A 20,147-nucleotide genomic window follows, 5' to 3' on the forward strand; every position below is an offset into this window, starting at 1 on the left:
GGTCAGGACGCGCTCGGCGTCGAATAATCGCGGGCGCCGAAGATCGCGGTGCCGATCCGGACGATCGTCGCGCCTTCGAGCACCGCCGCCTCGAGGTCGGCCGACATGCCCATCGACAAGGTGTCGAGCGCGAGGCCGCCGGCCCGCAGCGCGTCGTACAGCTCGCGCAGCCTGCGGTGCGGGGCGCGCTGCGCCGCGAGGTCGCCGGCCGGTTCGGGGATCGCCATCAGCCCGCGCAGCCGCAGCGCCGGCAGCGCCGCGACCGCCTGCGCGAGCGCGGCGACCTCGTCCGGCGCGACGCCGCTCTTGGTCGCCTCGCCGCTGACGTTGACCTGCACGCAGACATTGAGCGGCGGCAGCTGCGCGGGGCGTTGCTCGGCCAGGCGCTGCGCGATCTTCAGGCGGTCGACCGAATGCACCCAGTCGAACCGCTCGGCCACCGCGCGCGTCTTGTTCGACTGCAGCGGCCCGATGAAATGCCACTCGAGCGAGGCGCGCAGATCGGCGAGCGCGGCGATCTTGTCGAGCGATTCCTGCACGTAGTTCTCGCCGAACGCACGCTGGCCGGCCGCGTGCGCGGCGCGCACGGCCTCGGCCGGGAACGTCTTCGACACCGCGAGCAGCGCGACGTCGCCCGGCGCGCGGCCGGCGGAGCGGGCCGCGTCGTCGATGCGGCGGTGGACGGAGGCGAGACGGGCGGCGAGATCGAGCATACGCGAAGGAGGTCGAAAGACGAAAAGGGGCCGCGCGACCGCGGCACGGTCCATTATACGGAGCGCGTCCGGCCGCGGGCGGGCCGGACGCGGCGAGGCGGCGCGCGCGCCGCGACTGCGTCAATCGTCGAGCAGCTGCTCGACCAGCTGGACCCAGTGCATCACGGGCGTGGTGGTGCCGCTCTGCAGGTGCGTGATGCAGCCGATGTTGCCCGATACGATCAGCTGCGCGTCGAGTTCGCCGAGCTTCGCGAGCTTCTGCCGGCGCAGCTTGTACGACAGCGCCGGCTGGGTCAGCGAATAGGTGCCCGCCGAGCCGCAGCAGAGATGGCTGTCGGCCGGCACGCGCAGTTCGACGCCGAGCGCCTCGAGCAGCCGCTCGACCTTGCCGCGCGATTGCTGGCCATGCTGCAGCGTGCAGGGCGGATGGTAGGCGACGGTCTGCCTCGCGCGGTGCCGGGCGAGCGCGACGAGCTGCGGCGCGAAGCCGGCCAGCAGCCCGGACACGTCCTGGGTCAGCTCGACGATGCGGCGCGCCTTGTCCGCGTAGGCGGCGTCGTCGCGCAGCAGGTGCGCGTACTCGAGCACGGTCGCGCCGCAGCCGCTCGCGTTCATCACGATCGCCTCGGCGCCCTGCTCGATGAACGGCCACCACGCGTCGATGTTGCGGCGTGCGTCGGCGAGCGCCTCGTCGCGGTAGTTCAGATGCAGCCGGATCGCGCCGCAGCAGCCGGCCTCGGGCGCGATCACGGTCTCGATGCCGAGCGCGTCGAGCACGCGCGCCGTCGCGATGTTGACGTTCGGCATCATCGCGGGCTGCACGCAGCCGGCCAGCATCAGCATCTTGCGCGGATGGCGCGCGCTCGGCCATGCGAGCGGCCGGGTCCGGGCCGGCACCTTGTCGCGCAGCCGCCGCGGCAGCAGCGGGCGCAAATGCTGGCCGAGCCGCATGGCCGGCGCGAACAGCGCGGCGTTCGGCACGAAGCTCGCGAGCGCGCGGCGCACGAGCCGCTGCGACAGCGGGCGCGGCACGCGCGCGTCCACCTGCTGGCGGCCGATCTCGACCAGCCGCCCGTACTGCACGCCCGACGGGCAGGTGCTCTCGCAGCTGCGGCAGGTCAGGCAGCGGTCGAGATGCTGCTGCGTGCTGCGCGTGACGGGCGCGCCTTCGAGCGTCTGCTTGATCAGGTAGATGCGCCCGCGCGGGCCGTCGAGCTCGTCGCCGAGCAGCTGATAGGTGGGGCAGGTCGCCGTGCAGAAGCCGCAATGGACGCACTTGCGCAGGATCGATTCGGCTTCGTCGCCGTCGGGGGTGCCGCGGATGAAGTCGGCGAGATTCGTCTGCATGGGCTCAGAGCTCGGGATAGAGCCGGCCGCGATTGAACACGCGGTCCGGGTCGAATGCGGCCTTCAGGCCGCGGTGCATCGCCGCGAGCGGGCCCGCGAGCGGCGTAAACACGCCGGCGCCGCGATCATAGCCGCTGCCGGCGCGGTACAGCGTGGCGTGGCCGCCCGCCTGCTTGGCGCTGATGCGCACCGTCTGCGCGTCGGCGTCGGTGATCCACCAGCGCTGCGCGCCGCCCCATTCCATCATCTGCGAGCCGGGCAGGTGCAGCGGCTCGGTGATCGAGGGCAGCGACAGGCGCCACAGCGCCTGGCCCGGCGCGAGGAGGTTGAAGTACGGATCGTTCTGCTCGCGCACGCCTTCCCAGAAGCGCTCGGCCTCGACCGCATCCACCGCCTCGCCGCCGAGCGTGGCCTTGGCGGCCTTCACGGCGGCCTCGGCGCCCGACAGCCGCAGCACCAGCGAGCCGAAGCGCCAGACGCTCGCGCTGATCGGAAACGGATGGCCTGCCCATTCGTTGAGCTTGCGCACCGCATCGGTCGCGCTCATGTCGAACTTCAGCGTCAGCTCGGCCACCGGCACCGGCAGCACCTTCACCGACAGCTCGAGCATCAGCCCGAGCGTGCCGAGCGAGCCCGCCATCAGGCGCGACACGTCATAGCCGGCGACGTTCTTGACGACCTGGCCGCCGAAGCGCAGCACGCTGCCGCGCCCGTTCATCAGCGTGACGCCCAGCACGAAGTCGCGCACCGCGCCGGCGCTGGCGCGGCGCGGCCCGGACAGGCCGGCTGCGATCACGCCGCCGAAGGTGGCCGCGGCGCCGAAGCCCGGCGGCTCGAACGCCAGCATCTGGCCGTGCGCGGCGAGCTCCGCCTCGATCTGCGCGAGCGGCGTGCCGGCCCGCGCGGTGATCACCAGCTCGGCGGGGTCGTACGACACGATGCCGTGATGCGCGCGCGTGTCGAGTATCTCGCCGTCGAGCGACTGGCCGTACCAGTCCTTCGTGCCGCCGCCGCGAATCCGCAGGCCGCGGCCGTCGGCGGCCGCCGCGCGGATGCGTTCGGCCCAGTGCGCGACGATGTCGTCCTGTTCCATCCGGTGCCGCCTCGTCCTCAAATTTTTGTGCCTCGATTGTACCGGCGCCGTCGGCGCCGGCAGTCGGGCGAACCCCCTAGATCCCGCCGCCCGGGCCGTTCAGAAGCGCGGCAGCCCCGGGTGCGGCAGCAGGCCCCCGCGCACGTGCAGGCGGCCGTACTCGGCGCAGCGCGCGCGGCTCGGGATGCCCTTGTCGGGGTTGAGCAGGTTGGCGGGATCGAACGCGCGCTTGACGGCGAAGAATGCGTCGCGTTCCTCGGGCGAGAACTGCACGCACATCGAGTTGAGCTTCTCGACGCCCACGCCGTGCTCGCCCGTCACCGTGCCGCCCAGTTCGACGCAGCTCTCGAGAATGTCGGCGCCGAACAGCTCGGCGCGATGCAGCTGGTCGGGATCGTTGCCGTCGAACAGAATCAGCGGGTGCATGTTGCCGTCGCCCGCATGGAACACGTTGATGCAGCGCAGGCCATAGCGCGCCTCCATCTGCTCGATGCGCGCGAGCAGCGGGCCGATCGCGCGGCGCGGCACGGTGCCGTCCATGCAGTAGTAGTCGGGCGAGATGCGGCCCGCGGCCGGGAACGCGTTCTTGCGGCCCGACCAGAACCGCAGCCGCTCGCTTTCCGAGCGCGAGACCTGGATGCGGGTCGCGCCGCTCTGCTCGAGCACCGCCTTGACGCGCGCGATCTCCTCGAGCACCTCGTCGGGCGTACCGTCCGATTCGCAGAGCAGGATCGCGGCCGCGTCGAGGTCGTAGCCGGCCTGCGTGAACGCCTCGACCGCCTGCGTGGCAGGCCGATCCATCATCTCGAGCCCGGCCGGCACGATGCCCGCCGCGATGATCGCGGCCACCGCCTCGCCGCCCTTCACCACGTCGTCGAAGCTCGCCATCACGAGCTGCGCGGCCTGCGGCTTCGGGATCAGCCGCACCGTGACCTCGGTCACGATCGCGAACATGCCCTCGCTGCCGATCATCACGGCAAGCAGGTCGAGGCCGGGCGTATCGAGCGCCAGCGAGCCGAACTCGACCACGTCGCCGTCGATCGTCACCGCGCGCACGCGCAGCACGTTGTGCACCGTCAGCCCGTACTTCAGGCAGTGGACGCCGCCCGAATTCTCGGCGACGTTGCCGCCGATGGTGCAGGCGATCTGCGAGGACGGGTCGGGCGCGTAGTAGAGCCCGTAGGGCGCGGCGGCCTCCGAGATCGCGAGGTTGCGCACGCCGGGCTGGACCGTTGCGGTGCGCGCGTAGGAGTCGACCTCGACGATGCGCGTGAAGCGCGCGAGCGAGACCACGATCCCGCTCTCGTGGGGCAGCGCGCCGCCCGACAGGCTGGTGCCGGCGCCGCGCGGCACGATCGGCACGTTCATGCGGCGACAGATCTGCACGATGCGTTGCACCTGCGATTCGGTTTCCGGCAGCGCCACCGCGAGCGGCAGCCGCCGCCAGGCGGCAAGGCCGTCGCACTCGTAGGCGGCGGTGTCCTCGTCGCGGTGCAGCAGGCAGTGGCTCGGCAGCACCGCCATCAGCGCCTGCACGACTTCGCGCTGGCGCTGCGCCCGGGTGGCCGGGTCCGGCAGCGTGCCGGCCGGGTGGATCGCGGGTTCGGCGGCGTTCATGCGTCGAGGCTGAAGATCTTGCCGGGGTTCATCAGGTTGCGCGGGTCCAGCGCGAGCTTGATCGCGCGCATCGTCTCGATGGCGTTCTCGCCGTGCTCGGCCGCGAGGAAACGCATCTTGTGCAGGCCCACGCCGTGTTCGCCGGTGCAGGTGCCGCCCATGCGCAGCGCGCGCTCGACGATGCGCTGGTTGATCTGCTCGGCTTCCTCGAGCTCTTCCGGCCGGGCCGGATCGATCAGGATCGCGACGTGGAAATTGCCGTCGCCGACATGGCCGACGATCGGGCAGGGCAGCGTCGAGGCGCGCAGGTCGAGCTCGGTTTCCTCGACGCATTCGGCCAGCCGCGAGATCGGCACGCAGACGTCGGTGGTCACCGCGCGGCAGCCGGGCTTCAGCTGCAACATGCCGAAGAACGCGTTGTGGCGCGCCGACCAGAGGCGCGTGCGGTCCTCCGGGCGCGTCGCCCATTCGAAGCCGCGGCCGCGGTTCTGCGCGGCCAGCTCCTGCACGCGCTCGGCCTGCTCGCGCACGCCGGCCTCGGTGCCGTGGAATTCGAAGAACAGCGTGGGCGCCTCGGCGAGCGTCAGGTTCGAGTGGCGGTTGATGGCGCGCACGCCGAGCGCGTCGACGAACTCGACACGCGCGATCGGCACGCCGATCTGGATCGTCTCGATCACCGAGCGCACCGCGTCGCCCATCGACGGGAACGTGCAGATGGCGGCCGACACCGCCTCGGGCAGCGGATGCAGGCGCAGCGTGATTTCCGTGATCACCCCGAGAGTGCCCTCGGAGCCGACGAACAGGCGCGTGAGGTCGTAGCCGGCCGAGGACTTGCGCGCGCGGCTGCCGGCCTTCACGACGCGGCCGTCGGCCAGCACGGCGGTCAGGCCGAGCACGTTCTCACGCATCGTGCCGTAGCGCACGGCGTTGGTGCCCGAGGCCCGCGTGGCGGTCATGCCGCCGATGCTGGCGTCGGCGCCCGGATCGATCGGGAAGAACAGGCCGGTGTCGCGCAGCGCCTCGTTGAGCGTCTTGCGCGTGATGCCTGGCTCGACCGTCACGGTCAGGTCGTCGGCGTCGATCGACAGCACGCGATTCATGCGCGACAGGTCGAGCGAGACGCCGCCGCGCACCGCGAGCAGGTGGCCTTCGAGCGAGGAGCCGGCGCCGTAGGGGATCAGCGGCACGCCGTGCTGCGCGCAGAGCGTGACGACGGTGCGGACCTCGTCGGCATGCTGCGCGAACACCACGGCGTCGGGCAGTTCGGGATCGAACGGCGATTCGTCGCGGCCGTGATGGGCGCGGACCGCTTCCGAGGTCGACACGCGTTCGCCGAACGCGGCGACCAGCGCCGCGCGCAGCGCATCGGGGAACGGGCGGCGCAGCGACGCCGGGGGGGCGGGGTGGTTCACGCGTGTCTCCTTGGGGCGATTGGCTCGAGGTCGTGCGTAGCATGCCGCGCGCGGCGGGCACGGCGCCGTCTGGCCCGTCTTGTCGGGGCCGGCCTTCGACGCGCGGCCCGCGCGGGCCGGCGACCCGCGAATCATTTTACGCGCAAAGCCGGCCGCCGCGCGGCGGCCGGCGCTGGGATAATGGCAGCGGGCAGCGGGCTGCCACGGCCGCCCGCTCCGGCGGCGCCGGGCCCGGGCCGGCGGGCCGCGTGGCAGACGCCGCCCGGCCGGCGCGCCCTTGCCGCGGCGCCCGCCTCGCTGCGCGCCATCGCTCGCGCAACGCGTGCGCCCGGCGGGCGCCGCGGCAAGGGCGCGCCGACGCGCGGGTCCGCGCGCCGCTCGAATGCGGACCGGGGGCCGGCCGAGCCTGCCACCAACACGACACGACACGACGAGGACACGAGATGGGCAACCGCCTGAGCAAGATTGCGACCCGCACCGGCGACGACGGTACGACCGGCCTTGGCGACGGCAGCCGGGTCGGCAAGGACGACGTGCGGATCGCGGCGATCGGTGACGTCGACGAACTGAATTCGCAGCTCGGTGTGCTGCTGGCCGAGCCGCTGCCCGAGGACCTGCGCGGTGCGCTGTCGGCAATCCAGCACGATCTGTTCGACCTCGGCGGCGAACTGTGCATGCCGGGCCACGTGGCGATGACCGACGCGCATCTGGCGCGGCTCGACGACTGGCTGGCGCACTACAACGCGCAGCTGCCGCCGCTCAAGGAGTTCATCCTGCCCGGCGGCTCGCGCGCGGCGGCGCTCGCGCACGTCTGCCGCACCGTGTGCCGGCGCGCCGAGCGTTCGATCGTGACGCTCGGCGCGGCCGGCGAGGTGGCGCCCGCGCCGCGCCGCTACGTCAACCGGCTCTCGGACCTGCTGTTCGTGTTCGCGCGCGTGCTCAACCGCGCGGCCGGCGGCCGCGACGTGCTTTGGGAGCACGGCCGCCCCGAGTGAGGCGGGCGGCGCGGGCGGTCGCGCCGCGCCGGCATTGCATCGGCGGCAGCATCGGGCAGGGTCGCCGCAACTGCGGCAATTCGCCCATCTCAATATTCGGCTTTAAAAATGTATCGTGTATGAATCTTTAAACCGACCGCCGATGGAGAAGAACGATGACGACGCTCACCGCCGAGCAGATGGACCGTGTCAAGGCAAGCGCCCCAATGCTTGCCGCCGAAGGGCCGAAGATCGCGCGGCACTTCTATCAGCGGATGTTCCGTCGCCATCCCGAATTGCGAAACCTGTTCAACCAATCGCATCAGAAGGCGGGCGGCGGCCAGCCCGAGGCGCTGGCGCGGGCGGTGTGGGCATACGCCGCGAACATCGACAATCTCGGCGCGCTCGGCGGCGCGGTCTCGCGCATCGCGCACAAGCACGTGAGCCTGTCGGTGCGGCCCGAGCATTACCCGATCGTCGGTGACAACCTGCTGGCCGCGATCGTCGAGGTGCTCGGCGAGGCGGTCGATGCGCCGACGCTCGACGCATGGCGGGCCGCCTATGCGCAGCTCGCGCAGATCCTGACCGGGGTCGAGGCGCGGCTCTACGCGCAGGCGCCGTGGACCGGCTACCGGCCGTTCCGGGTCGAGCGCAAGCAGCGCGAGAGCGACGAGATCACCTCGTTCTATCTGACGCCCACCGACGGCGGCGTCGCGCCGCACTTCGAACCGGGCCAGTACGTCTCGGTCAAGCGCTACATCGGCGCGCTCGGCGTCGACCAGCCGCGCCAGTACAGCCTGTCGGACCTGCCGAACGGCAAGTGGCTGCGGATCTCGGTGAAGCGCGAGGCGGGGCGCGGCGCCGAGCTGCCGGCCGGCAAGATGTCGACGCTGCTGCACGACGGCGTCGAGCAAGGGGCGATCGTCGAGGTGTCGGCGCCGATGGGCGACTTCACGCTGGCGCGCGAGGCCGACACGCCGGTGGTGCTGATTTCGGGGGGAGTCGGCATCACGCCGATGGTGTCGATGGCCTCGGCGCTGGCCGCGGCCGGCAGCCGGCGGCCGCTCCATTTCCTGCACGCCTGCCGCTCGGGCCGTGCCCATGCGTTTCGCGACTGGCTCAACGCGCTGGTGGCGAGCCGCCCGAACACCACGCGCCAGGTACTTTACGAGACCGTCGGCCCGAACGACGAGGCCGGCGTCGATCACGACCGCGAGGGGCGGCTCACGCCGGCCGAACTGGACGCGGCGATGCTGCCCGATGCCGACTACTACGTCTGCGGGCCGGTAGGCTTCATGACCGCGCAGCGCGAGACGCTGCTGGCGCGCGGCGTCGAGCCGGCGCGCGTGCATACCGAGATCTTCGGTTCGGGCGCGTTGGCGTGAGGCGGTGTGCTGCGGGGAGGGCCGGTTCGCCGCGAGGCGGTCCGGCCCTTCGTGCTTGAGGGCTTCGGGCGCCGGCCTCAGTTGCCGCTGCCGCGGGCCACGCGCCGCGCCTTGACGGCGTCGGCCAGGCCTTCGAGCACCTTGACGCTGTCGTCCCAGCCGATGCAGGCGTCGGTGATGCTCTGGCCGTAGGTCAGCGGGCAACCCGGCGTCAGGTCCTGACGGCCGCCCACCAGATGCGATTCCACCATCACGCCGACGATCCGTTCGTCGCCGGCCGCAAGCTGGCGGCCGATGTCGGCGCAGACCGGGATCTGGTTCTCGTGCTTCTTCGAGCTGTTGGCATGGCTCGCGTCGATCATCAGGCGTGCGGCGAGGCCGGCCTTGCCGATGTCGGCGCAGGCCGCGTTGACGCTGTCGGCATCGTAGTTCGGCGCCTTGCCGCCGCGCAGGATCACGTGGCAATCCTCGTTGCCCGACGTCGAGACGATCGCCGAGTGGCCGCCCTTGGTCACGGACAGGAAATGGTGCGGCTGCGAGGCGGCCTTGATCGCGTCCACGGCGATCTTCACGTTGCCGTCGGTGCCGTTCTTGAAGCCGACCGGGCACGACAGGCCCGAGGCGAGTTCGCGGTGGACCTGCGACTCGGTGGTGCGTGCACCGATCGCCCCCCACGACACGAGGTCGGCGATGTACTGCGGGCTGATCATGTCGAGGAATTCGGTGCCGGCCGGCAGGCCCAGCTCGTTGATCTGCAGCAGCAGCTCGCGCGCGGTGCGCAGCCCTTCGTTGATCTTGAAGCTGTTGTCGAGGTGCGGATCGTTGATGAGCCCCTTCCAGCCGACCGTGGTGCGCGGCTTCTCGAAGTAGACGCGCATCACGATCTCGAGATCGTCCCGGAAGCGCCGGCGCAGCTCGACGAGCTGCTTCGCGTAATCGACTGCCGCGTTCGTGTCGTGGATCGAGCACGGGCCGATCACCACCACCAGGCGGTCATCCATGCCGTGCAGGATCCGGTGCAGCGCGCGGCGCGTGCTGTAGATCAGTTCCGCCACGGCTTCCGAGCAGGGGAACTCGCGGATCAGGTGGTTGGGCGGTGTCAGTTCCTTCAGTTCGCGAATCCGGACATCGTCGGTGTTGTGCGGGGGCATGCAGTGTTCTCCAGTGTCGCGTCGCCGGGGCGGTCGCGCTCGGCCGTTGCGGGTTTCGGTCGGTTTGGCCGGGGACGGCCGGGTTCATCGGCGCCGGGGCTGCTGAACCGGCGGGACGAAAAAAAACCGCCGGGTTCGCCGGCGGTTTTCTGGGAATTTGGTTCGCGCGTTGCGCGCTATCACTCCTCTCGATCCGCCAGCGGTCTGAGATACCAGAAAAAGTAAAAGTAAAACCTGGCGGACATGATCGTGCGGTGCGTCGTGGTTGGAGCGATCTGGACTTTATACCCGGGCGGCACGCGCAATGCAACCGGGTGGCGCAAAAAACGCGGACAATCCGCGCAAGGTTGATGTCTGGTGCGCGATGTCCGCGCTGCGGTGCGGAATTGCCGCGCCGCAGCGTGACCGCCCGGCCGGACTCAGGCGGTGCCGCCGACCGTCATCGAGTCGATCCGCAGCGTCGGCTGGCCCACGCCCACCGGCACGCTCTGGCCTTCCTTGCCGCACACGCCCACGCCCGAGTCGAGCTTCATGTCGTTGCCGATCATGCTGACGTACTTCAGCGACTCGGGGCCGCTGCCGATCAGCGTGGCGCCCTTCACCGGATAGGTCACCTTGCCGTTCTCGATCATGTAGGCCTCGGAGGCCGAGAACACGAACTTGCCGTTGGTGATGTCGACCTGGCCGCCGCCGAAATTCACCGCGTACAGGCCGTGCTTGACCGATGCGATGATCTCCTGCGGGTCCTTGTCGCCGTTCAGCATGTAGGTGTTGGTCATGCGCGGCATCGGCAGCGCCGCGTACGACTCGCGGCGCGCGTTGCCGGTCACGGGCATCTTCATGAGGCGCGCGTTCAGCGTGTCCTGGATGTAGCCCTTCAGGATCCCGTCCTCGATCAGCGTGGTGCACTGGGTCGGGTTGCCTTCGTCGTCGATGTTGAGCGAGCCGCGGCGGTTCGGCAGCGTGCCGTCGTCCACCACCGTCACGCCCTTGGCGGCGACGCGCTCGCCGATGCGTCCGGCGAACGCCGACGAGCCCTTGCGGTTGAAGTCGCCCTCCAGGCCATGGCCGATCGCCTCGTGCAGCAGCACACCGGGCCAGCCCGAGCCGAGCACCACCGTCATCGCGCCGGCCGGCGCCGGGCGCGCGTCCAGATTGACGAGCGCGGCGTGGACGGCGTCGTCCACGTAGCGCGACAGCACCTCGTCGCTGAAGTAGCCGTAGTCGAAGCGGCCGCCGCCGCCGCCCGAGCCGATCTCGCGGCGCCCGTCCTGCTCGGCGATCACCGTCACCGAGACCCGCACCAGCGGGCGGATGTCGGCGGCCAGCGCGCCGTCGCTGCGCGCCACCAGCACCACGTCGTATTCGCCGGCCAGGCCCGCCATCACCTGCGTGATGCGCGGGTCGCGGCCGCGTGCCATCTGCTCGACGCGTTCGAGCAGCTTGACCTTGGCGGTGGCGTCGAGCGAGGCGAGCGGGTCGGACGGCAGGTAGAGGTCGCGCCCCGCCACGCCGGTCAGCGACGATGCCACCTGGATCCTGCGGCGTCCGCCGCCCGCGGCCGCGATCGCCTTGGTGGCGCTGGCGGCCTGGCGGATCGCCTCGGGCGAGAGGTCGTCCGAATAGGCGAACGCGGTGCGCTCGCCGGCCACGGCCCGCACGCCGACGCCCTGGTCGATGCTGAAGCTGCCCGATTTCACGATTCCTTCCTCCAGGCTCCACGCTTCGCTGCGGGTCGCCTGGAAGTACAGGTCCGCGTAGTCGACGCGATGCGTGAAGATGTCGGCGAGCGTGCGCGTGAGCAGCGTTTCGTCGAGGCCGTACGGCGTGAGCAGGATGTCCTTGGCGAGGGCGAGATTGCGGATGCCGGGTTCGATGATGTTCATGCGGTATCGGATATCGGGGTTGCTTTGAGCGGGGTCGGGTGTGTCGTCGGTGTGTCGGTTTCGGAGCGGATCGCGTGGGCTCGGCGGGGCGCTCAGTCGAGCACGCGGTGGCGCCAGGCGGGCAGGCTCTGGCGGACTTCGGCCAGGCGCGCCGGATCGACCGTGCCGGCCACCACGCCGGGGCTTTCGTCGCGCACGGCGACGATCTCGCCCCACGGGTCCACCAGCATGCTGTGTCCCCAGGTGCGCCGGCCGTTCTCATGGCGGCCGCCCTGCGCGGCGGCGAGCACGTAGCACTGGTTCTCGATCGCCCGCGCGCGCAGCAGCGTCTCCCAGTGCGCGCGGCCGGTGGTGTAGGTGAACGCGGACGGCACGACGATCAGCGCGCAGTCGCCGAGGCGGCGATACAGCTCCGGAAAGCGCAGATCGTAGCAGACCGACAGGCCGACCCGGCCGAACGGCGCCTCGAAGCCGCGCACCGCCGAGGCGTCGGTGCCGCCTGGGCGGATCGTGCGGGCCTCGTCGAACGATTCGCCGTCCTTCTCGAAGCTGAACAGGTGGATCTTGTCGTAGCGCGCGCATTCGCGCCCGTCGGGACCGAACACCAGCGTGGTGTTCAGCACGCGCGACGGCTCGGGCGCGGCGAGCGGCAGCGTGCCGCCGATCAGCCAGACGCCGTGGCGGCGCGCGCAATCGGCGAGGAAGCGCTGGATCGGGCCGTCCTGATAGGGTTCGGCGAGCGCGAGCTTGTCGGTGTCGCGCCGGCCCATGAAGCAGAAGTATTCCGGCAGCAGCACGAGCTTCGCGCCGAGCGCGGCCGCCTCGGCGACCAGCCGGCCCGCGTCGTCCAGGTTGCGGGCGAGATCGGGCGAGCTGACCATCTGCACGGCGGCGACCGTCAGCGGGGCGAGGCGTTCGGATCGGTCGGTCATCGGAGAGCGTCGGACGTAAAAAAGGGTGCGTCCCGCACCGTCAGGGACGGGCCGCATCGGCGGGCATGCGGCCCATCTTACCCCGATCGTCCGCGACCCGCTGAATCTGCGGGTGCGCCCACGAGCCGGTGATGACGTAGTCGAACGCGAACGCATGCGCGAGCGTCTGCGACAGCGCGAGGTTCGCGGCCAGCACGCCGAGCCCGAGCAGCGGGTTGATCACCGCCGCGCCGATCGCCGCCGCGCTGGCGCTGAGCTTCGGCGTGATGTGTGCGAGCAGGTCCTGGGTTTCGTGCGCGAGGTCCACCGAGCCCGTCACCGTCACGCGGGCCGGCGCGGTGACGATGCGGAAGTCGTCGGTGGTGACGATGCCGTCGTTGATGCGGCCGGTGCCTTCGATCGAGTCGAACGGCAGGCCCTTGCCGATCACGTCGCGGAAGTCGAGCGTCAGGAAGCGCGCGAGGCCCTGCAGGCTCAGCACGCCGAGCAGCTTGGCCGCGCCGGGATCGACCTTGAGGATTTGGCCGTGCGCCAGATCGAGCGAGAGCCGGCCGTCGAGCGTCGGATAGTCGATCGCGGTGGGGCCGCCACGCCAGCCCACCTTGCCCTGCAGCGTGCCGCGGCCGCCGGCGATGGTGCGCGGCAGACCGACCCGGTCGAGCAGTGCGCCGGCGTCGTCGATCGCCAGCTTGAAATCGAACACCGTGCGGCGCGGCGCGTCGTCCGCGTCGGCGCCGAGCGCGATGGCGCGTTTCGAGGTGCGCCAGTTCGCGGTGGCGGTCAGCTTCGCGGCCGGGTTCGCGAGTTCGAGCCGGTCGAGCTGCCAGACCGGGACGCCGTTCTCGCTGAAGTTGTGCGCGTTGACCTGCAGCCGGCCGATGTCGTGGCCGCGCGCCACCACCTGGTCGACCACCAGGTCGATCGACGGCATCGCGCGGCTGGTCGGCATATCCATGGCGCCGCCCACCAGATCGTGGTCGGCGCTGTCGGGCACGATCAGCTTGGCGAGCCGCGCGTTCAGCACGCCGGCGCCCGTCTCGCCCGGCATCGGCGGCGCCCACGACAGATAGCCCGAAACCTGGTTCGAGGCGACGTTGGCCTGCCAGAGATCGTCGACGTGCGAGGCACCGACGATCACGTTCTCCCAGTTGCGCTTGAGCAGCTTCAGCCGGCCGAGGTGCAGCGCGAAGCGTTTCGGCGCGAAGCTCGCCAGATCGACGCGCGCGGCTGCCGCCGGCTCCGGCGACGGCGCCCGCGCCGGCGACGACGGAGCGGCGGGGGCTGCGCGCAGCGTCTTCGCGAACGCGAGCCACGCGTCGGCATCGAGTTCGGACGCGTCCACGGCCGCGGTCACGCCGTCGCGCGGCAGGTCCGGCAGGCGGTTCATGCCGAGCGAGCCGCGCACCGCGCGCAGCGGCTCGCCTTGCGTGGCGTCGAGCACGTAGTGCGCGGCCACCGGGCCGAGCGCGAGATCGGCCTGTTCGAGCGTGCGGCCCGCCTCGGGCGCGAGCGGCGCCAGCGTGAAGCTGAACGGCATCGGCGTGCCTGCCGCCTTGGTGAACGGCGCCGGAAAATCGAGCGCGAGCCCGGTCAGGTCCGACGAGGCGTCGATCTCGGGGAGCCCGTCCTTCGCGCCACGCACCGAGAGCCGGTACGGCGCGTCGCCCACCACGCGCCCGAGCAGCGCGGCGGCCGGCCCGTGCAGGTTCAGGCCGCGCGCCGAATCGACGGCGATCCGGCCGTTCACGTCGAGCGCGTAGCCGCCGTTGACGCGATAGCTGCCGTCGGCGTGGACCTCGCCGCCGAGCAGGCGCGCCGAGAGCCGGTGGAGCGACGCGCTCTGCTGCGTGAAGCGGATCGTGCCGCGCAGCTGCGACAGCGGCGGCAGGCCGTCCGCGGCGAGCGTGTTGTCGCCGAACCTGAGCGCGCCTTCCACCTGCGTGTGGCCGTGCGCCGCGCGCTGAGGGACCGTCAGCTTCAGCGCGAGCGAGGCCGGCCCCTGGGCGGTGACGCGCTCGCCGAGGTGGCGGCTCATGCCGCCCAGCGCGCTGTGGTTCGCGTAGTCGATCAGGTCGGCGAGCGGGCCGTGCGCGCGGCCCTCGATCACGAGCGGCGACCGCGCCGGATTGCCGAGGTCGGCGATGCGGCCGCGCACGCCGCTCAGCTGCACGCGCTTGTAGTGCGCGCTGGCAATGTCGAGGCCCAGCTTGTTCTGCTCGAGTTCGAACACGCCGCTGATGCCGTCGAGCGCGGGCCACACGCTCGGCGTGCCGTCGGCGAGCGTGTGCAGCGGCTGCGGCGTCGGATCGAAGCGCCCGCCCGTGAACGGCGCGACGATCCGGAACACGCCGTCGTGCGGCGTGTGCTCGTAGGGGAAGGTCTCGAGCGGGCCTTTCGCGACGATCGTCGCGCCCTTCGAGACGGTGCCCGCCTGCAGCGCATGGCCGAGGTACTGGTGCAAGTGGTCGGACATGCTGGTCGGCAGGTAGCGCACGAGGCGCGCGAGCGCCGCGCGGCCGAACTCGGCCTTCAGGTCCAGCGAGCCGCGCCCGTGGCCCGGGTTCGTATAGCCGCCCGCGGCGGTGATCTCGGCGTCGGGGTTGGCCACGTAGAGCAGCGGCACCTTCACGTCGACGCGCGGGCGCGGCTCGCCGGGCGCGTGCGTGACGGTCCAGGAGGCCTGCGCGCTCAGCCGGTCGAAGGTGAGCCGCGGGTCGGCGAACACGCCGGGCATCGTGACGGCGGCGCGGACGGTGTCGATGCGCGCCTGGCCCGCGCGTTCGTTCGCGTCCACGTGGCCCCACAGGTTCTCGAAGCCCGGCACGCCGGCGCGCGGATGCCCGCGCGGCGAGAGGCCCGGCCCCGGCTCCTGCGCCTCGACGCTGATGCCCTGCAGGTCGCCCGTGATCCGGTAGCGCACGATCGGCGCGGCGCGGGCAGTCTCGTCGCCGGCCAGCTCGGCGGGGTCCGGCGGGGCGCGTTCGGCCTCCATCACGTAGTTGGCGATCAGCCCGCGCGGATCGGTGCGCACCAGCGCGTTGCGAAGCCGCGCCGGCAGCGGCAGGCCGCGCACGAACTCGGCGAGGATGCCGAGATCGACGCGGTCGCCGGCCACCTGGATCAACTGGCCGTGGGTGGCGTCGGGCACGCGGTAGCGCGCCGTCAGCGTCCTGAAGGCGAGCAGGCGCGACAGCGGCGTGCCGTCGTCGAGCGGCGGCTGGCCCAGCTCGGCATGCAGGTCGGTCAGGTTCAGCGTGTAGTCGTGGCCCGGATCGAGCGCGAGGTTCCAGCCAAAGCTCGCCGTCGGGATGTCGAGCCGCGGCTGGGTGGGCCGCACGCGCAGCGCGACGTCGGCGCCGCTCAGCATGCCGTGCGCGTCGCGCAGGCGCCCGTCCTGGAAGCCGAGCCAGATGGTGTTGTCGAGCCGCCCGGCGTAGGCCGTGAGCGGCACCGGCAGGTAGCGCGCGAGCGTCGGCAGATCGACCGGTCCGGTCGACAGGTAGGCCTCGCCGGTCCAGTTGGCGGGCCGGCCGATCGCCGCGAGCGGGCGGTGCGTGAAGCGCGCGCGGAAATCGAGCGGACCGGCGAACAGCGTGCCGTTGGCCGGCGCCTGCAATGCCAGCCGGTGGACCAGGCCGTCGTTGAGCACGGCGAGCCGGATGCCGGTCAGCGTCAGTTCGGGGGCGTTGCGCTGCGCGTCGCGCCAGCGCAGCGTGCCGCCGCGCAGCACGATCGCCTGCTGGCGCAGCAGCCAGGTGCTGAACGCGTCGTTGCCGCTCCTGCGGGTGGTGGGCACCGCCACGCCGGCGACCATCAGCGTGCCGTCGCGGTTGCGCTCGATCAGCAGGTCCGGCGCGTCGACGACGAGGCTCGAGAGCGTCGGCGCGAGGCTCAGCAGCGAGCCCCAGGCGATCGCGGCGGTGGCGTGCGGGATCGTCAGCGCGGTGGTGCCGTCCTTGCGGATGGTCAGCGCGGTCACGTCCACGCCGGGCTGCATGCCGGACCAGTGGGGCGCGAGGCGCCCGATCCGGACCTCGGCGTGGAGCTTGTCGGAGACGAACGATTCGATGCGCGGGCGCAGCCGGTCGACCTGCGGCAGCAGCACGTAGCGCAGGCCGAGGTAGCTGCTCGCGGCGACGAAGTAGATCGTCGCGCCGCCGATCAGCACCACGCGGCAAACGCGTCGCAGGACCGGGTGATCGTGCCTGGGAGGACCGGCTTCTGGACTGCTGGCGGCGGATTCCTGACGGTCGGGCATGCGGCGGACGGGCGGGGATATGGTAGCGTTGCGAATCGACGGTGAAATGTAACACAGGGGTCTGGTCCGGCAAGCGTTCGGCCGACATCCGGTTTGCCTGCGGCCCGCGCCCGGCGCCGGCGAGCTGCCGCCTGCTGCAAGCCGACGGCGGCCCGGGTGGCCCGCCCGGGGGCGGCGGCGGCCGGGCCGCATCCTGCCGCCGGCGGGATGCCGCGCCGCGGCTTCGTCCCGCCTCGTGCTTCGTTTCTCGTGCCCCGTTCCCGCGCTTCGCGCGCCGCCGCCATGACCGACGCCAACCTTCTGCTCAGCACCGCTTATTCCCGCTATCTGGCCCGCGCCGTCGCCGCGCGCCCCGAACTCGCCGAGCGCATCGCCGAGGCCGCCGCCGCGCCGCTCTCGCGCGAGGCGATCGAGGCGCGCCTGGACGAGCTGCTGGCCGCGGCCTCGCCCGCGGCGGCGCCCGGCGAGGACGCCCTGCGCCGCGCGCTGCGCCAACTGCGCCTCGAGGTGTTCGGCGCCGTCGTCGAGCGCGATCTGGCCGGCGCGGCCGACGTGACCGAAGTCACGGCGACCATGACCGACCTGGCCGAGGTCGCGATCCAGCGCTCGCTCGCGGTGCTGTCGGCCGAGCTGGAGGCGCTCTACGGCGAGCCGCGCGGGCCGGCCGGCGAACGGCTCGCGCTCGGCGTGGTCGGCATGGGCAAGCTGGGCGGGCGCGAGCTGAACGTCTCGTCCGATATCGACCTGATCTTCGTCTACGAGGACGACGGCGAAACCGCCGGCGGCGCGCGCGCGGGCCTTGCCACCCAGGAATACTTCACACGCCTGGGCCGGCGCCTGATCGGCGTGCTGTCCGACGCCACCGCCGACGGCTACGTGTTTCGCGTCGATATGCGGCTGCGGCCGAACGGCGATTCCGGCCCGCTCGTCTGCAGCCTCGGCATGCTGGAGGAGTACTTCTACGTGCAGGGGCGCGAATGGGAGCGCTACGCCTGGATCAAGGGGCGGCTCGTCTCGGAGCCCGACAGCGAGGCCGCGCAGCGGCTCGCCACGCAGCTCGACGCGATCGTCAAGCCGTTCGTCTACCGTCGTTACCTCGATTTCGGCGTGATCGGCGCGATCCGTTCGCTACACCGGCAGATCCGCCAGGAGGCCCAGCGCCGCGCCACGATGCGTCCCGACAAGGCCGACGACATCAAGCTCGGGCGCGGCGGGATTCGCGAGATCGAATTCAGCGCGCAGGTGTTCCAGCTGATTCGCGGCGGCCAGGATGCGGGCTTCCGGATTCGTCCCACGCTCGCGGTGCTGGCCCATGCCGCCGAGCGCGGGCTGATCGCGGCCGAGGTGGCCGAGCGCTTCGCCCAGGCCTACCGGCTGCTGCGCACGATCGAGCACCGGCTGCAGTACCGCAACGATGCGCAGACCCATGCGATGCCGGTCGATCCCGAGGACCGCGCGGCGCTGGCGGCCTCGCTCGGCCACGCCGACTACGCGGCGCTCGTCGCCGAGCTGGACCGGCACCGCGCGTTCGTCGAGGCGCAGTTCGACCAGATCTTCTCGAACCGCTCGGGCGAGACGGGCAGCAACGGCGCCGGCGGCAATGCAAGCGGCAACGGCGCCGAGGACGACGCCGCCTGGGTCTGGAGCGGTGCGCTGGCCGACGACGGCGAGGACGACGCGCTGGCCGCGCGCCTCGCGGGCCTCGGCTTCGTGACGCCGGCGGCCGTGCTGGCGCGGCTGCGCGCGGTCTGGCAGTCGTCGCGCTATGCCGGGCTGCCCGAGAGCAGCCGGCAGCGCTTCGACCGGGTCGCGCAGCGCGCGCTCGACGCGGCTGCCGGCATCGACGCCGCGCATCGCGACGACACGATCATCCGCTTCTTCGACCTGCTCGAAACGGTGGGCCGGCGCGGCGCCTACCTGGCGCTGCTGACCGAGTACCCGGCCGCGCTCGAGCGCGTGCTGTCGGTGCTCGGCGCGACGCGCTGGGGCGGCGGCTACCTGATCCGCCATCCGCAGCTGCTCGACGAGCTGCTCGACGACGAGGCGATCGCGAGCCCGTTCGACTGGCCCGCGTTCAAGGCCTCGCTACGCGCGCGGCTCGCGGCGGCCGACGGCATGGAGCAGCAGATGGACCTGCTGCGGCACGCGCAGCACGCCGAGGTGTTCCGCATCCTGCTGATCGATCTGGCCGGCAAGCTGTCGGTCGAACATGTCAGCGACCGGCTCTCGGAGCTCGCCGACGCGGTGCTCGACGTGACGCTCGAGGTGGTCTGGTCGCAGCTCGCCAAGCGCCACCGCGACGCGCCGCGCTTTGCCGTGATCGCCTACGGCAAGCTCGGCGGCAAGGAGCTCGGCTACGCGTCGGACCTCGACGTGATCTTCCTCTACGACGATCCCGACGACCGCGCGGCCGACATCTACACCACCTACACGCGCCGCCTGATCACCTGGCTCACCACTGCCACCGGCGCGGGCGCGCTGTTCGACCTCGACCTGCGGCTGCGGCCCAACGGCGAGGCCGGGCTGCTCGTCACCGATCTCGACGCGTTCCGCCGCTACCAGCTGCGCGAGGGCGACGGCGCCAACACCGCCTGGGTCTGGGAGCACCAGGCGCTCACGCGCGCGCGCTTCAGCGCCGGCGACGCGCGGATCGGCGCCGCGTTCGAGGCGATCCGCGAACAGGTGCTGACCACGCCGCGCGACGGCGAGCTGCTGGCGCGCGAGATCGTCGGGATGCGCGACAAGGTGGCGGCCGGCCATCCGAACCACGGCGAGCTGTTCGACCTCAAGCACGATCGCGGCGGCATGGTGGACATCGAGTTCATCGTCCAGTACTGGGTGCTGCTGCACGCCGCGCGCGATCCGGAGCTGATCCGCAATACCGGCAACATCGCGCTGCTGCGCGAGGTCGCGCGACTTGGGCTGATGGACGAGACCGAGGCCGAGACGGTGGGGGCCGCCTACCGGCGCTATCGCAAGCGCCAGCATCAGCTGCGGCTCGACGGCATGGAGAAGGCGCGCGTGCCGAGCGAGACAGTGGCGGCCGAGCGCGCGGCCGTGCTGGCGCTCTGGCAGCGCGTGTTCGGAGGCGTGGCGCCGGCCGCGGCGGCGGCCGATCCGCAGGGCTGAGCAGGGCGCCCCCGGGGGCCCGAGCGGCGTTCGAGCGGGGGCTGAGGGCCGGCTGCGACGGCTTCGTCAGGCCGGCCTTGTCGCGCTTGGCGCCGTCGGCCCCCGGCTTCGGCGCCTGCGAGGACGCGGTGCGGCGCCAGCTGGCGCGGCAGCGGAAACGGACGGGCCCGCGCCCGAAGCAGGTCTCGGCCGAGCGGCGGGCACCGGGGCGGGGAAGGGCGGCCACGGTGCGCGCGTCGGCGGCTAGGCG

At 72.0% G+C, this 20,147-nt stretch carries 12 protein-coding genes; 3 read left to right on the forward strand and 9 right to left on the reverse strand.

Annotation, left to right across the window (positions count from 1 at the left end; translation table 11 throughout):
• Positions 1–2: 2 nt before the first annotated feature.
• From KS03_RS20200 to KS03_RS20220, 5 genes are all read right to left on the reverse strand, one after another.
• Positions 3–713: a YggS family pyridoxal phosphate-dependent enzyme gene (locus KS03_RS20200; RefSeq protein ID WP_012734698.1), complete on the reverse strand. Its 711-nt coding sequence runs from the start codon at positions 711–713 to the stop codon at positions 3–5.
• Positions 714–833: 120 nt separating this feature from the next.
• Positions 834–2,060 (reverse strand): glycolate oxidase subunit GlcF, encoded by a 1,227-nt coding sequence (glcF, locus tag KS03_RS20205; protein WP_012734699.1) that lies wholly within the window; start codon positions 2,058–2,060, stop codon positions 834–836.
• Positions 2,061–2,064: 4 nt separating this feature from the next.
• Positions 2,065–3,153 (reverse strand): glycolate oxidase subunit GlcE, encoded by a 1,089-nt coding sequence (gene glcE / locus KS03_RS20210; protein ID WP_012734700.1) that lies wholly within the window; start codon positions 3,151–3,153, stop codon positions 2,065–2,067.
• A 99-nt stretch (positions 3,154–3,252) separates the two neighbouring features.
• On the reverse strand, positions 3,253–4,770 hold the full coding sequence (locus tag KS03_RS20215) for an FAD-linked oxidase C-terminal domain-containing protein (RefSeq protein WP_012734701.1): 1,518 nt from the start codon (positions 4,768–4,770) through the stop codon (positions 3,253–3,255).
• A complete protein-coding gene (locus tag KS03_RS20220; RefSeq protein ID WP_012734702.1) occupies positions 4,767–6,182 on the reverse strand; it encodes an FAD-binding oxidoreductase in 1,416 nt (471 codons plus the stop codon). Before KS03_RS20220 ends, KS03_RS20215 begins: the two co-directional genes overlap by 4 nt.
• 443 nt (positions 6,183–6,625) lie before the next feature.
• Between KS03_RS20220 and KS03_RS20225 the strand changes: the two genes are divergently transcribed.
• Positions 6,626–7,177 (forward strand): cob(I)yrinic acid a,c-diamide adenosyltransferase, encoded by a 552-nt coding sequence (locus KS03_RS20225; protein WP_012734703.1) that lies wholly within the window; start codon positions 6,626–6,628, stop codon positions 7,175–7,177.
• A gap of 155 nt (positions 7,178–7,332) precedes the next feature.
• On the forward strand, positions 7,333–8,541 hold the full coding sequence (gene hmpA / locus KS03_RS20230; protein ID WP_012734704.1) for an NO-inducible flavohemoprotein: 1,209 nt from the start codon (positions 7,333–7,335) through the stop codon (positions 8,539–8,541).
• Positions 8,542–8,618: 77 nt separating this feature from the next.
• Here hmpA and aroG read toward each other — a convergent pair whose 3' ends face one another.
• The 4 genes from aroG to KS03_RS20250 all read right to left on the reverse strand — a co-directional run bounded on the left by aroG (position 8,619) and on the right by KS03_RS20250 (position 16,768).
• A complete protein-coding gene (aroG, locus tag KS03_RS20235; protein WP_012734705.1) occupies positions 8,619–9,692 on the reverse strand; it encodes a 3-deoxy-7-phosphoheptulonate synthase AroG in 1,074 nt (357 codons plus the stop codon).
• A 419-nt stretch (positions 9,693–10,111) separates the two neighbouring features.
• The gene (gene tldD / locus KS03_RS20240; protein WP_012734706.1) at positions 10,112–11,578 is read right to left on the reverse strand and encodes a metalloprotease TldD; all 1,467 of its coding nucleotides are present in this window, start codon (positions 11,576–11,578) and stop codon (positions 10,112–10,114) included.
• Positions 11,579–11,670: 92 nt separating this feature from the next.
• Complete coding sequence (locus KS03_RS20245; RefSeq protein WP_012734707.1) at positions 11,671–12,510, reverse strand: carbon-nitrogen hydrolase family protein; 840 nt, start codon at positions 12,508–12,510, stop codon at positions 11,671–11,673.
• Positions 12,511–12,550: 40 nt separating this feature from the next.
• Complete coding sequence (locus KS03_RS20250) at positions 12,551–16,768, reverse strand: YhdP family phospholipid transporter (RefSeq protein ID WP_012734708.1); 4,218 nt, start codon at positions 16,766–16,768, stop codon at positions 12,551–12,553.
• Between the two features lie 282 nt (positions 16,769–17,050).
• Here KS03_RS20250 and glnE point away from each other — a divergent pair, with 282 nt between their 5' ends.
• Complete coding sequence (gene glnE / locus KS03_RS20255; protein ID WP_045678882.1) at positions 17,051–19,897, forward strand: bifunctional [glutamate--ammonia ligase]-adenylyl-L-tyrosine phosphorylase/[glutamate--ammonia-ligase] adenylyltransferase; 2,847 nt, start codon at positions 17,051–17,053, stop codon at positions 19,895–19,897.
• Positions 19,898–20,147: the final 250 nt, after the last annotated feature.

It is taken from the genome of Burkholderia glumae LMG 2196 = ATCC 33617, from assembly GCF_000960995.1.
Lineage (GTDB): Bacteria > Pseudomonadota > Gammaproteobacteria > Burkholderiales > Burkholderiaceae > Burkholderia > Burkholderia glumae.

Bases quoted from the DNA above. Each gene is read 5' to 3' on its own strand.
- KS03_RS20200 (WP_012734698.1), bottom strand. From the start codon at position 713: ATGCTCGATCTCGCCGCCCGTCTCGCCTCCGTCCACCGCCGCATCGAC.
- glcF (WP_012734699.1), bottom strand. From the start codon at position 2,060: ATGCAGACGAATCTCGCCGACTTCATCCGCGGCACCCCCGACGGCGAC.
- glcE (WP_012734700.1), bottom strand. From the start codon at position 3,153: ATGGAACAGGACGACATCGTCGCGCACTGGGCCGAACGCATCCGCGCG.
- KS03_RS20215 (WP_012734701.1), bottom strand. From the start codon at position 4,770: ATGAACGCCGCCGAACCCGCGATCCACCCGGCCGGCACGCTGCCGGAC.
- KS03_RS20225 (WP_012734703.1), top strand. From the start codon at position 6,626: ATGGGCAACCGCCTGAGCAAGATTGCGACCCGCACCGGCGACGACGGT.
- hmpA (WP_012734704.1), top strand. From the start codon at position 7,333: ATGACGACGCTCACCGCCGAGCAGATGGACCGTGTCAAGGCAAGCGCC.
- aroG (WP_012734705.1), bottom strand. From the start codon at position 9,692: ATGCCCCCGCACAACACCGACGATGTCCGGATTCGCGAACTGAAGGAA.
- tldD (WP_012734706.1), bottom strand. From the start codon at position 11,578: ATGAACATCATCGAACCCGGCATCCGCAATCTCGCCCTCGCCAAGGAC.
- KS03_RS20245 (WP_012734707.1), bottom strand. From the start codon at position 12,510: ATGACCGACCGATCCGAACGCCTCGCCCCGCTGACGGTCGCCGCCGTG.
- KS03_RS20250 (WP_012734708.1), bottom strand. From the start codon at position 16,768: ATGCCCGACCGTCAGGAATCCGCCGCCAGCAGTCCAGAAGCCGGTCCT.
- glnE (WP_045678882.1), top strand. From the start codon at position 17,051: ATGACCGACGCCAACCTTCTGCTCAGCACCGCTTATTCCCGCTATCTG.